Raw genomic sequence first — 14,477 nt, 5'->3', positions numbered from 1 at the left:
AGAGCATTATTTACTGAAGTAAATGTTGTCCAGGTAGATGTCTACCGCTTGGCTTCCATCCGCACGTGCCGCTGAAATTACGATTTGAGCAATGGCGTCTCTTGATAAGTCGCCACTTCCACTCGCGTCGCTGAAATCAGCCAACGGAATAGCCAAGGTCACCACATCAGTGCCTGAAGGAACGCTGGTGTATTGAATTGCACCAGTTTCGCCTGCTCCACCAGCATGGTTAGACAGCTTAATGTTAATCACCTGACCTGCTAACAAAGGATCCACTTTGTATTGCATATTGAAAGTCGTGAAGCTTGAAGCATCAAACGCCGCCGATGAGAAATCAATACCGGCAAATATTTGACCTGCACCAACTGTCATGACTTTCGCTGGGCTGCCATTAAGCTCGCCATCAATGATACGTGCTGAAGAATCACCCCAGTTAGGGCCCCACTCATTGACAGTGATATCCGTGTAGTCATCACTGAAGATGGAAACAACGTCTCCTGTTGTGTCAGTGCCGCCATCAGTACCACCATCGGTGCCGCCGTCAGTTCCACCATCAGTCGGGGTAGGAGAGATAACAACATTGTCTATCACGTACTGAGAACCGATTCCTGTACCCCAAGCTGGGAACACCATAATCAGGTCTATCGCAGTGAGGTCTAGACCATTGTTTGACAGGTCGCTTAGGTTGAACGAGTAGTTTTTCCAAGTATCCAACTCTGGGAGGCTATCTAGAGCGACTTCGACAAACTCGCTCCCGCCGTTAGATTCAATTTTGAAGTTCCAAACATCAGCTGGTGTTTCACCGGCAGCAATTAGCTTGATATCAAAGGAGATAACGCCTTCTACCATCCAGGCATTCACATCGACTGGCTGAGGATCGGTAGCAACACCTTCACGGGAACTAAAGCCGTTCACTGTCGCATTAACTACCTCGAAGAAGGTCACTTCACCATACTGAGCATCGCTATCAGTGATAACTGGTGGTGTGGTTCCACCACAGCAGTCCCACGCTACCCACTGAGGATTCGCTGCATCGTTGAAGATAACAATTGGCGTGGTGCCAGTTGTTCCACCGTCAGTACCACCATCGGTGCCGCCGTCAGTACCACCATCAGTGCCGCCGTCAGTACCACCATCAGTACCACCATCGGTGCCGCCGTCAGTACCACCATCGGTGCCGCCGTCAGTACCACCATCGGTGCCACCGTCAGTGCCGCCATCGGTGCCACCGCCAGTACCACCATCGGTGCCGCCGTCAGTACCACCGTCGGTGTTGTTTACGAACGCAATATCAGCCAGTTGAACAGTTCCATTCTCTCCCAATACCATGGCAAAAATGGTCATATCGTCAAAGTCAGGTAATGGAATTTCCATTTGAACCCAACCACCATCCAGAGCAGTACCAGACGAAAGCAAGTAATCATTCGCATTTTCGCCTTGGCTCAGGCTGGTGATAGCAACACGAACTTGCTCAAGATCTGTTTGAACCTTGAACTGCGCATGTGTATATGACGAGATATCGACAGGGTTGAGATTACTTACCCATGCGATCGCGCCCCAACCGTTAGTCGCCGTGACTTCGAGCACAGGATCATACGTTCCACCTGTGATGTTTTCGATGCCAGACTCATTCCAAGATTGCACATCGTCAAAGACGATATTGGTCTGTTGGCCAGTGTAGACAACATATCCAGTTTCTGGAGCTGTTGTATTGCCGCCATTGTTTACAAATGCAACATCTGCAATTTGCAGTGATCCATTTTGAGTAAGCACAACAGCGAACGTCGTCATATCTGTATAGGCAGGCAAAGGTACTGTCATCTGTACCCAACCATTGCCTAGGTCAGTACCCGTAGAGAGAGCATAATCACTCACACTCTCGCCTTCAGTCTGGCTTAGGATTGACAGACGAATTTGGTCCAGACTTGTCTGTACTTTGAACTCCGCATGTGTGTATGGAGTAATGTCTAATGGGTTGATGTTGCTCACCCATGCCAGTGCTCCCCAACCATTGGTAGCAGTGAGTTCAAGCGCAGGGTCGTAAGTACCACCCGTCATGCTTTGAATACCTGCATCGTTCCATGATTGAACATCATCAAACAGAATATTAGTTTGCTGACCGGTGTACATGATGTACGCGGTTTCAGGAGGGGTAGTATTACCGCCACCATTATTCACAAACGCAACATCAGCGATTTGCAGTGTACCGTTTTCTCCCAGTACAACGGCAAATGTTGTCATGTCTGTATAGTCTGGCAGAGGGACAGTCATCTGAACCCAGCCGCCAGATAAAGCGGTGCCTGTAGAGAGCGCATAATCATTTGCGCTCTCACCTTCACTTTCACTGATGATTGATACACGAACTTGTTCGGAATCAGTCAGTACTTTGAATACAGCATGAGTATAAGGAGTAAGATCAATAGGTGATGAGGTGTTTACCCACGCCAATGCTCCCCACCCGTCTGTAACAGTCAGGCTAAGCGCTGGATCATAAGTACCACCTGTAACGCTATCAATGGTTGCACCGTTCCACGCTTGCACATCTTCAAAGATCACAGTAGCGTCTTGGCCGGTGTACAGGATGTAACCAGTTTCGGTAGAGCCGGAACCTCCGTCAGTACCGCCATCAGTGCCACCGTCTGTTCCACCATCGGTACCGCCGTCAGTGTTACCATCAGAGCCACTTTCAGAAACCAGTACGACATCAGCAAAGTTTACTGAGCCTGCACCATTGAAGATTAAGCCAATCCACGTCATGTCAGAGAATGCAGGGAAAGGCACTTCCATTTGGATCCAACCGTTACCGAGGTCTTCGCCGCTTGAGAAGTTATAGGTATTTTTAACTTCGCTTTGGGTAGCGCTCTGAATCGACACATCAACCGCTGTGAACGCGTCAGATTGCACTTTGAAACGCAGGAATGAGTAACCAGAAGCATCTACTGCATTTGCGTCGTCATTACCCCATGCTACAGCTGCAGCATCTACGCCCCAGCCATTACCACTTGCTAAAGTGAAAGCCTTAGAATAAGGAGCACCCGTCATTGCAGACAAAGTTGCGCCACTACCCCAGTTATCACCCCAGAATTCCATTGCAAAGGTATCGTCTTGATCGCTGTAAGCAATGTAGCCAGGGCCAGAAGTTGATGTTGCAGTACCACGTTCGATGAATTCAATATCTGCTATAAGTGCTGTACCCTCACCACCAAAAAGAACACCAAACCAGGTCATGTCAGTGAAATCAGGAAGCACAACTTCCATTTCTACCCAACCGTTTGACAGCGCAGTGCCATCGGCCAACTGGTGTGTCGTTTTCACTTCATCTTGTGTTGCACTTTGTAAAGACACATCAACACTTGTGAAATCAGAGGTTTTCACTTTAAAGCGTGCGTGAGTGTAGCTACTGATATCGATGGCGTTGGCATCTTGATTACCCCACGCGATAGCGATATTTGGCGCGCCCCAGTCAGAACCACTGGTCAGTTCAAAGGTCTTAGCGTAGTCCTCACCAGTAATCTGCTGGTAAGTAGTACCGCTTCCCCAGTTGTCACCCCAAAATTCCATCGCAAAGGTGTCTTCTTGACCACTGTATGCAATGTACGCTTGGTCAATAACCTCACCAGTTGCACCGCCGTCTGTACCACCGCCTGTGTTACCACCATTATCTTCCCCAGTTTTGCTGAAACGAACATTGCGCAGTTCCAGCACGCCGCCGTCGTCAGAAGTACCTTGGAAGAAAATTGGTGATGTCACATCAGTGAAGTCTGGAGATGAACCGCTTGCCAGCTCAGTAACAGGAATCGCGTAAGACTGCCAATCTGTTGTGACTGAGTAACCACCTGGGCCAAAGACAACGCTGTTGCTGGTTTGCGGACGTGTATTGTCTCCAAATACACCAGTCTGGAAACCAACGTTGATAGCAGTCGTCGTTGTGCCTTTGATGTCGAACATCAAGTAACCAGTTTCAAAACCAGTCAGATTTTGACCAGAGCTGCCGGATACTGCAGTACTTGCACCCCAACCCCAATCTTTTGCCACACCAGCCGTTGGAGGTGTTGTCAATTCAAGCACTTGGCTGTTTGAGTTATCTGCAAGCCAAGAGGTGTTTTCCCATGCAACAGCAGTCAGGTTTGAATTCAATGATCCGTTGTGAATCGTGTATTCATCGCCTTCAATTTCGCCACCCGCATTGAATGCGTAAGGGATAGGCAGGATGCCGTCAATAACAGTTTGTGCATTGCCGCCATTAGATTTAACGATTGGGTTGCCACCACGGGTAATACCGTCGAAGACACCTTCATCAACCAAATCCCAGATAGCGTATTTCGCATTACCGTTAATATCGACCAGACCAAAGTGCTGCTCTGAGTGGCTCGGGTTGCTTGAATCACCTTTCCAAGGCTCATCAAATGCTTGGAAGAAGAACACAGACGCGCCATATTCAGCTGCCCAAGCAGTCATTGCATCATAGTACTCTTTCTGTTTGTACTCATCTGCAGCACCAGTACCACCAGCACCATATGCTTCGCTGGAAAGTGTTGACCAACCTGTTTCACCGATATGAACCTGTTTTGTGCCATCAACTGCCAAAACACTGTCCTGCGCGGCCTTGAACTGAGTCAACGCCATGGAGAATGAACGCTCCATTGCTTTATCAGCTTGCTCTTGTCGAGACAGCGACTGCTGGTCTGCTGGAACACGCCAGAACTCAGGATCAAATTGCGTATCATGGAACGGATAAACGTGAACAGACACATAGTCAACGGCTTGCATCAAGGCTTTGATGTCTGCCTCATGACCACGGTAGTAGTCATTATTGATTGCCCAAACCGCCCAGTTCTCAGAACTTGTAATCCAGATATTTTCGCTGATCGTTCCATCAGCTTTCATTTCTTGGAATTCATTAACACGGTTCAGGATAATGCGAGGTTCAACACGGTAGCTGCTCGCCCATTCAACCATCGCCTCATTACCAACAGCAATCACTTTGATAATGTTTGGATAAGCCTGAGCAAACTCAACAGCTTTGTCCATTTCAGCCTGGTTTTCAGGGCTTTCTTGAGAGTGATCAATTGGTTGATCAGAGAATGCATTCAGCGCTGAAATCCAAACGCCAAGCATCACATTCATTTCGAAGCTTGGATCATCTTCTTGCAGCTGGCTGATTGCCATCAGCAGATTTTCTGTATCAGAGAAGCCTTGCGTGTTGTAGGTACGAAGCATACGTACACCCGTAGCGTGCATGATCTTCAAGTCTTCTTTCAGATCTTCAACGCTTGGAACGTTTGCCTCTGTACGGGTTGTCGTACGGAATGCACCGTAAGAGATAGCTGGAAGTTCAGCAGTACCAAGCACAGGCTGACCTGGTGCATCACCACTAGTCACGCTTGAAACTGGATAGTTGCCAGTTGGCGCTGGCTGAGCTGCCAGATCAACCCCACCATATGTACCACCATCGGTTCCGCCGTCTGTACCACCATCGGTGCCGCCGTCAGTACCACCATCGGTGCTGCCGTCTGTACCACCATCGGTGCCGCCGTCAGTGCCACCATCGGTGTTACCATCAGAGCCGCTCTGAGAAACCAGAACAACATCTGCAAAGTTTACCGAACCTGCTCCGTTGTAGATCATGCCAATCCACGTCATGTCAGAGAATGCAGGGAAAGGCACTTCCATTTGCGTCCAGCCATTACCTAAATCTTGGCCACTGGACATGCTATAGGTGTTTTTAACTTCAGTTTTTGAGTCGCTTTGGAAAGAAACATCCACTAAGGAGTAATCGCTTGACTGCACCTTGAAGCGTAGAAATGAAAACGCCGATGCATCAACGGCGTTTTCTGGCTCATTGCCCCAAGCAACAGCAGCGGCATCTACGCCCCAGCCATTTCCACTTGTTAAAGTGAAAGCTTTAGAGTAGGGGGAATTATTGAGTTCAGTTAAGGTTGCGCCGCTTCCCCAATTATCCCCCCAATATTCCATTGTGAATGAATCTTCTTGGCCGCTATATGCAATGTATCCTTGTGTATTCGCAGAACTCTTAGACCTAGTAATTAGTTCAATATCAGCTAATTTCGCCGTTCCACTATTACCTTCAAGAAGCAAAGCAAACCAAGTCATGTCTGAAAACGAAGTAAGAGGTACCTCCATCTCAACCCAGCCATTATCTAATGGCTGCCCGTCGGACAAAGGATAGGTCACTTCACTAGCGTCTTCCGTGGCACTTTGAACGGACACCTTGATGTTAGAATAGTCACTTGTTTGAACTTTAAAACGAGCAAAGTTGTATGACGAAATATCAATCGCATTTTCAGGCTCATTACCCCATGCGATAGCTATTGCATCAGCTCCCCAGTCCGAACCGCTTGTTAGGGAAAATGTTTTTTCATACTGGTCTTCGGTAAGCAACTCGTAGGTTGTACCACTACCCCAATTATCTCCCCAATACTGCATTGCATAGGTATCATCTTGACCGCTATGAGCGATAAATGCCTGAGCAGTAACCTCGCCTTCACCGGGAGCAATAGTTTGACCTCCAGAGCCCCCATTATCTCCAGCACCTCCAGAGCCTGAGCCCTCTAAATCAGAACCGATTGTCCCAGAGCTCGATTTGGTGTAGTAGATATTCCGAACTTCAATTACCCCACCGTCATCAACGGGATTGACACTGCTAAAGAAGAAAGGAGATGTAACGTCACCCAAATTAGGTGCAGGGGTTTTAGTACCAATAAGTTCACTCATTGGAATAGAAACACTTTGCCAATCGCTGCTAATTGACCTGCCACTTGGACCAAAAATCACACCGTTGTTGGTTTGAGGGCGTTCAGCATTGTCGAAAATACCAGTTTGAAAGCCGATATTGATATCGGTAGTCGTCGTACCTTTAATTTCAAAGTGCAGGAACCCTTCTTCATAACCTGTAAGGTTAGTTGAGCCTTGATCTGGGTAACTAACACCAGCGCCCCAACCCCACTCTTTACTCGTCCCACCTGTGGGGGGAGTAGTTAATTCCAAAGTTTGCTTGTCAGGATTGGCCGCAAGAAATGATGTTTCTTCCCAACCATTGGCCTCGGAGCTATATTGTAGAGCTCCATTATAATAAACCGTATATACAGCTCCCTCAGTCTCAGGAGCTGACGGCGGCACATAAGGTTTTACCGTCTCATCACCACAACCACTTATAATAAGTGAAGCGGCAACGAGCATTTTCGCTAAGTAGTTTTTCATCGTTTTAATCCATTACTGCTGTTACGTCAGCAAACGCTCACAACTTGATAAAGTCGCAGCTCGCTAATTTCCAACCACCAGAATGTTGATGGATATTACTCATAGCGTTCCGCCCAAAAGAAAGCGCTTTCTTATTTGAGCAAAGTAAAACCCGAGAACAGGACACCACCCCAATACTCAAGGAACACCATTGGTACTTGTAACAATATTGTTACCAAAAAAGCTTGTACAGACTTATTAGTGAGACAACCCCAATTTCACTTAAACTCTCATAAATACAATGAAATTCAGTGCAATTTTCCCAAATGTGAAACATCCGTATACTAAAAACCTCTGTAAAACCCTCTTTCATCAAAGCCAATTGGAACCACCTAGGAATGTTGTCAACTTGTGAAGTTTATGTGATCAATGACATAGTTTCGCCAAGCCACATTTGCGATTAACATCTCATTTACTTAATGTTCGGCAAGATATCGCTTTCTTTATTGTGTCTTAGAGATCTCCTCAAAAAGCCATAAATCATGAAAGCAATACTGTAACCAACCGATTTTAAAGATCTTATTCTTGCTACCACCACCCAGCTGAAGCCTGATCAAGTCGGTTTAAGACAACGAAGCAAGAAAGCGCTTTCTTGCTTGGACAGAGATTTGATGGAGCAAGGAATGAAGAAGTCCATTTTATCCACACTGGTTTTGGGAGCGCTGGGAGGGTTATCTTTGCTACCTTCTGCCGCCTCAGCAGTGGAAACAGAGTTTGAGTTTCATGGTTATTTTCGCGCTGGTTTTTTTGCTAGTGCTGAAAACGACTTTAAGAAAGCTCCTATCGCTGGCCAAAAAGAGTTACTCGGTAGGCTGGGGATAGAGTCTGATAACGATGGAAGCTTAGACTTTCTCACGAGATTTATCTTTGATGAAGAGCGTGTCCTAAATATTCACATTGGTATCGGTGATACAGAATTTGACGACCTTATAGGTTTCGTCGAAATGCAGGGTATTGTGCCTAGAGGCGCAAACCTTTGGGCTGGTAAACGTAAACTAGGCAGCGAAAACTACATTTTTATGACTGACTTCTCTTACACCGACCTAGATGGTTTAGGTGCAGGTATCAGTAAACTAGAAGTTGGTAATGGCTTTTTAGACTTTGCTTACATTTCAAGCTCGAGAAGTTCTGCCTATAACAATAGCGATTACGATGACTTCGTCAATAACGCTCTGACTAATTCAAATCAAATTAGCGTAGGCGCTGATAAGCAACCTGAGTACGAATATCAAAACAAGCCATTCGTCGATTACTACAACTCTCTTTCTCAAAGCGATCAAGAAAGGTTAATTTCAAACCAAAACAACACCATGCACACTCTGCATGCAGCCTATAACCTTGGTCGAATGACTGTCCATGGTAACTACAAATTTATGCCTAATAATTGGGATTTATTGGGTAATGAATGGGCAGACACAGGCTATGATGTAACAGCCATTTACCATATGCCTCATTTCTTCGGAGCTAAAGGTAATGCCTTTTCTTACGCAATACTCCAAGCTGGGGAGGGTTTAGGATCTGGTAACTTGCTAGGCGGCACTATAACCGACTACTCAGCAACTAGACCTGGCTCAGCCGCTCAAGGTTTCAAAGCGAATCGCTGGAAACCGGAAGATACAAGAGGCTGGGGCCCTACCGCAGGCGACCCTTATTATCTCATTTCTCATAGAGCAGAAGACGCCACGTCGGCTAGATTGCTGCTTTGGGGGGGGTACACTCTTCACAATGGGATCGCATTCCTTCCTTCTTTCCAAGCTCAATATAATGACGAAGGCACGCATCCAGCTGGTGTAGACAGCGACCAAGGATACAACTACTGGTATTCAGGGATGGTTCGAAACGTATTCCCAGTTAATGAAAACTTCTTTGTTCAATCTGATGTGGGCTATTACAAATACAACTGGAATGGTACTACTTGGGATCAATCAAAATTTACCGTAGCACCTACTTTCATTATGTCTGATGGGGAATCAAGTGCAGAGATTCGTTTCTCAGTCTCTTATTTGCCTGATTCATGGACAAACGAAGGCGCTACTCCTCCAGGTGAAACTTCACCAAGTGGTGCAAGTGACGTGATATTCGGCATTCAGGCGGATGCATACTGGTAAGAGTGAACCATAACTCTACAAATCATCATTCAGAATTTTTGGTGCCAAGCCACCATTAAGTAAGGACACGAATAATGCGTAACTTCCCTTTAAAGCTAACTGTAGTATCAGTAGCAGTGCTAGGAGCATTAGTCGGCTGTGAAAGTAAAATCTATCATCCAATCCAGCCAACATCTTTGGATACTAGCGCTCCAGAAATAAAAGCAAATGAGTCATGGACTCTCATCTGGAATGACGAATTTAACGGCGACAAAATTGACAAGTCCAAATGGAGTCATGAAGAAAACTGTTACGGTGGTGGTAACAACGAACGCCAATGCTACACAGACCGCAGTGTCAACTCCCATGTAAAGGACGGTAAGCTATATATAGTCGCTCAAGACTATCAGTTTACTGGCGCTGCTGACCCCGAAGGCAAGAGCCGCCGCAAAGCAACTCTTCCATACACTTCAGCACGCTTGCGTACGCTGAACAAAGGTGACTGGAAATACGGCCGCTTTGAAGTCCGAGCAAAACTGCCATTTGGTCAAGGTACTTGGCCAGCGATCTGGATGCTGCCTACTGACTATGTATTTGGTGGATGGGCAGCTTCTGGTGAAATTGATATTGTCGAAGCAGTTAACCTTAAAACCCCTACTGACCAACTGGGTGCTGAGCCTGGCACGGAAGAAGCACGTATTCACGGTACGCTTCACTATGGCCGCGAGTGGCCAGATAACGTAAGCACCGCTGCGGAATATCACCTTCCAAACCATGTTAACCCTGCAGACGGTTTCCACACTTACTCTCTGGAGTGGGAAAAGGACGAAATGCGTTGGTATATCGATGATATCCACTACGCTACGCAGCGTTCGGATGGTTGGTATAGCCAATACAAAGAAGGCGGTCGTTGGGTAACAGGCGAATCAGATGCACCGTTTAACCAACGTTTCCATATGATCCTAAACCTGGCTTTGGGTGGTTCTTGGGCATCGAACGCTAACGAGGGTGGCATCGATCCCTCTATCTTCCCTCAAACCATGGAAGTCGATTACGTACGCGTCTACGAGTGTTCGAAAGATGTTGAAACCGGTAAAGGTTGTGCGACCGTTCAGGACACCGCGCAATTCATCGCAGGTACACCTGCACCTGAGATCATCATCCCAGGTCCGGATTACGCTACTGGCCCAGAGTTTGTGCTGTTCGGCGACAAGCCAGACAAACACCTGCGCTCGAAAGAGTACGATCCACAGTTCAAGATCTACACCGAAACCAAGCCTGTTGAAGGCCGTGGTGATGTGCTGGCAATGAAGAAAACCGGTGAGATCGGTAACTTCTACTTCGAGTCTCCAGAAGTCAATATGGGCGAATGGATGCAAGGTGGCGAGCTGGTCTTTGATCTACTGGTTGAAGAAAAAGCACCTGAAACCAAGATCATGGTGAAAGTAGACAGTGGCTGGCCAGCAGCAAGTGATATCGACGTTGAAGTACCGCCTATCGGTCAATGGACTGAGGTTCGCATCAACTTCGCTGAACTGATTGGAAATGGCAACCGCTTTGCTTCAGGCGCGAAAGCGAATGTAGAAGGCCTACGCAATATCTTTGTTATGGAGCCAACAGGACCGATGGTTCTGCAACTCGATAACATTAGATACGAGAAGAAATAGTCCCTCTTCTTGAAACCCCAAAGGGAGGCGAAAGCCTCCCTTTTCTTTTGCATCAAGTCATTTAACTCGGACAACACTTGATCAAACTCAGCAAAACCGAGCCTTATCGCGCTTTTAGTGCTGGAAAAAGCCTGCGGGTGATTGATAAAATCCCTGCCACTTCAATAAACGCATATCAAAGAGAGTGACTCCCCATGGGACGCAGTTTCGAAGTTCGTAAAGCTTCAATGGCGAAAACACAAGGCGCCAAAGTTAAGCTGTACTCTAAGTACGGTAAAGAAATCTACGTTATCGCGAAAAACGGCGGTGGCGACCCAGATTCAAACCTGTCGCTTAAGCGCATGATCGAGAAAGCGAAAAAAGATCAGGTGCCAGGGCACGTTATCGATAAAGCAATCGAAAAAGCAGCTGGCGGTGGCGGTGAAAACTATGAAGTTGCGCGCTACGAAGGTTTTGGCCCGGGCGGTTGCTCAGTGATCGTTGACTGTCTGACTGACAACAACAACCGTACCTACATGGAAGTGCGTCAGTGCTTCGTGAAAACCAACTCAAAGATTGGTGGCCCGGGTACTGTTGCTCACATGTTTGATCACCAAGCTGTATTCCAGTTTGCTGGTGACGATGAAGAAGCTGTGCTTGAAGCACTGATGATGGCAGACGCAGATGTGACTGACATCGAATGTGAAGATGGCGTGATCACTGTGTTCGCCCCTCACACAGAGTTCTTCAAAGTGAAAAGCGCACTGACTGAGTCAATGCCAGAAGTGACTATCGACGTTGAAGAAATCACCTTCGTTCCACAGACCATGACTGCAGTGAGCGGCGACGATGTTGCGACGTTTGAGAAGTTCATGGACATGCTGAACGACTGTGACGACGTACAGAACGTTTACCACAACGCAGAGGTCGAGGCCTAATTCCTCAACGTTTGCGTTCTAAATGCCCGGTTCGACCGGGCATTTTACTTTTTGACTACATTAAGGCTCCACCATGGAACATAAAGATTTTGAAGCGCTGGTAAAAGCCCTTTGCGAAAAAGCCAGCCTTCCTGAAGCGCTCGACATGCTAAAAGCGAGCGAAGATGAAGCGGTTGCAGAAGCCGCGAACGCGTTGACTGGACAATTCGCACTTGCAGAAGTGGAAGGTCAAAACCGTGTTTACCACGTATTCACTGACGAGAACGACGACGGTGAAGAGCAGGAGTTTGTTGAGCACATCATGAATGTGGGTGACGATGTTATCCTGTTCGTCGCTTGGTTCTTCTATACCCAATTCGACATTAAGAACCGTGATACTTATGCCGCAGCCGGTCGCACTTACAAGCAACCTAAACGCAGCTAAGTAAAAAGCCAGAGCGCTGCTCTGGCTTATCTCGTTTTATTGCTATTTCTGTCAGCAAGCATTGAGCTCTGCATTTTCCCATACCCATTCATACCACACCCACTCGGCGCTAATTTGCGATTCCCATACTTGGTTGTTAGAAAGATGAATAGCATTGCATTCCCACCTTCCCCAATCATTTCCATTTTTCATACAAGCTTTGACAAAAACACGTTCGGCACATTCGCTAGTCAAGCTAATAACTAACTTATCAGGCATCCAGTAGGAATCATCCGTCACGACGCATTTAGCGCTGACATCAGACATTTTGGTTGGTTTTGTGCAGATATTTTCTGATGCACTAGCGAGATTTATTACGGTAGATAAAGGGAGTAACAGCGACGCAAGCGTTCTTTGAAATTTGATTTTCATGATCTTTGTATATATTTATTTTTTCAATAAACACCTGTATACAAACCCACACAATCAAATACTATGCATTACACCATTATCTTTTTTGTCTGTGAATTTAGGCAAATTTAACGCTCAGTTAATAGTGGCCTTATCAGTTACACTTCCAGAATCTAAATTTCCAATAGCAAAATTATCTAGCAAATGGTTGTTAGAAACTGTTTACGGTACTAATTTATCTGAGGCTCTTGCTGAGTTGCACAGTGAATACTGCCTCCCCCCGCAGCAATGGCATCTACGTTTATTACCTCCACAGTGCGTTCTGGGAATAGTCTCTCCATCGTTGCTTTGGCTTTCGCATCCGCAGCTTTGTCACCAAACTCCTGCATGATCACTGCATGGTTACAAACATAAAAACCGATATAGCCAGCGGCGAACTCTTTGCTGTCAAACTCTTCACGAATCGTATCTGGCGTTTCTAGTGTATGAAGGCTCAGCCTGTTTCCTTGTGCATCGGTCGCTGCTGACAAAATCTCCCAATGCTCTCGGGTAAGCTCGTATTCGTATGACTCTGGGTAGGTATCAATACCAACGACCACATTGCCTGGGCTGGTAAATCGAGCGTAAAAATCTGTATGCCCATCAGTGATGTCACGGCCTCGTATTCCTGAGATCCAAATGATTTTTTCCAACCCTAAAAGCGGCATCACAAGATCTTCAAATTGGGCTTTAGAAATACCAGGGTTACGGTTTGCATTCAGAGTACAGCTTTCAGCAATAATAGCGGTACCCTGCCCGTCTACCTCTATGCAGCCACCTTCCATTACAATTCGCGCTTGAATACGTTGAGTATGGCTAAGGCGGGCAATTTGCTTTGCCACAGCAGCATCCAAACTATGTTGTTGCTTGTTTCCCCACCCATTGAAATTGAAGTCGACAGCAGCTTTGTCGCCTTGCTCGTTCAATACGAACAATGGTGCAGTATCTCTCGCCCACAAATCGTCGAGTTGACCTTCGATTAGATCAATGTTGTCTCCCATCAAGGCCCGAGCGATTTCTATATCCTCTTTTCGTACCAACATGGAAACGGGTTCGTATTTGGCAATCGTCAGCGCAATGTCCGCGAGGTTTTTTTGAACCGCAGGAAGCAATCTCTCTCCCCAGATTTGCGCTGATGCCCCAAATGCCATCCATGTGCGCTCATGAGGTGCCGCTTCATCAGGCATTATCCAAGCCGCACGATTCGGGCGCGTTATTTCTGTTGCATGAAGTCCAGGAACAAAAGGCAACGTGAGTGCCGCTGCACCAGCCTGTTGAATGAATCGTCGGCGAGAAATCATAGAAGGTACGCAATCAGTTTTATATCTTTCAAATACAGAGGGTTAATTAAATATTGCGTAAAGAAGCCTAACTTTCATCTTTGATGTTTAAATTGCTTCCGCTAACCACTCTGAAAACTGCTTAACTTTCGGCAACACAGTCACACTCAATACAAATGCACATGGCCAAGCAACCACAAAGCTCTGCCCCCAAACTTGAGGCCAATCAGCAGAAAACCCCATTTTGTAGCCAGAGATCAACCCAGACATAGTGACTGCCATCACTAATGTGCTGAGTGCTGTTGTTATCCAAAACCGTTTCCTTTCCATTCTCACCTCAAACTTGCTGTGCTTTTGTCTTTGGACTTAAGATAAATAAATCCATAAACGAGATATACAGGCACAATTTGAAC

General features: G+C 46.6%; 8 protein-coding genes. 4 read left to right on the top strand and 4 right to left on the bottom strand.

The features are described from left to right. Positions 1–6 precede the first annotated feature (6 nt). The gene (locus QL223_RS01730) at positions 7–7,221 is read right to left on the bottom strand and encodes a hypothetical protein (RefSeq protein WP_281543664.1); all 7,215 of its coding nucleotides are present in this window, start codon (positions 7,219–7,221) and stop codon (positions 7–9) included. Positions 7,222–7,883: 662 nt separating this feature from the next. On the opposite strand from QL223_RS01730, the gene QL223_RS01725 reads away from it, so the two are divergent. The 4 genes from QL223_RS01725 (at position 7,884) to QL223_RS01710 (ending at position 12,355) form a co-directional block, all read left to right on the top strand. Further along, positions 7,884–9,368, top strand: a complete 1,485-nt coding sequence (locus tag QL223_RS01725) for a carbohydrate porin (RefSeq protein WP_281543663.1) — start codon at positions 7,884–7,886, stop codon at positions 9,366–9,368. Positions 9,369–9,442: 74 nt separating this feature from the next. After that, a complete protein-coding gene (locus tag QL223_RS01720) occupies positions 9,443–11,014 on the top strand; it encodes a glycoside hydrolase family 16 protein (RefSeq protein WP_002541187.1) in 1,572 nt (523 codons plus the stop codon). Between the two features lie 194 nt (positions 11,015–11,208). Beyond that, complete coding sequence (locus tag QL223_RS01715) at positions 11,209–11,931, top strand: YebC/PmpR family DNA-binding transcriptional regulator (RefSeq protein ID WP_281543662.1); 723 nt, start codon at positions 11,209–11,211, stop codon at positions 11,929–11,931. 73 nt (positions 11,932–12,004) lie between these two features. Then, positions 12,005–12,355: a hypothetical protein gene (locus QL223_RS01710; RefSeq protein WP_281543661.1), complete on the top strand. Its 351-nt coding sequence runs from the start codon at positions 12,005–12,007 to the stop codon at positions 12,353–12,355. A gap of 51 nt (positions 12,356–12,406) precedes the next feature. On the opposite strand, the gene QL223_RS01705 is transcribed toward QL223_RS01710, so the two are convergent. The 3 genes from QL223_RS01705 to QL223_RS01695 form a co-directional block, all read right to left on the bottom strand. After that, positions 12,407–12,766, bottom strand: coding sequence for a hypothetical protein (locus tag QL223_RS01705; protein ID WP_281543660.1), 360 nt, complete (start codon positions 12,764–12,766; stop codon positions 12,407–12,409). Between the two features lie 209 nt (positions 12,767–12,975). Next, a complete protein-coding gene (locus QL223_RS01700; RefSeq protein WP_281543659.1) occupies positions 12,976–14,085 on the bottom strand; it encodes an agmatine deiminase family protein in 1,110 nt (369 codons plus the stop codon). Positions 14,086–14,172: 87 nt separating this feature from the next. Further along, positions 14,173–14,394, bottom strand: coding sequence for a DUF2798 domain-containing protein (locus tag QL223_RS01695; protein WP_046306133.1), 222 nt, complete (start codon positions 14,392–14,394; stop codon positions 14,173–14,175). Positions 14,395–14,477 lie beyond the last annotated feature (83 nt).

This window comes from Grimontia sp. SpTr1 (genome assembly GCF_947387585.1).
Classification (GTDB): Bacteria; Pseudomonadota; Gammaproteobacteria; order Enterobacterales; family Vibrionaceae; genus Enterovibrio; species Enterovibrio indicus.
The sequence above is the reverse complement of the archived record's forward strand: the minus strand, read 5'-3'. Positions and strand labels throughout refer to the sequence as shown.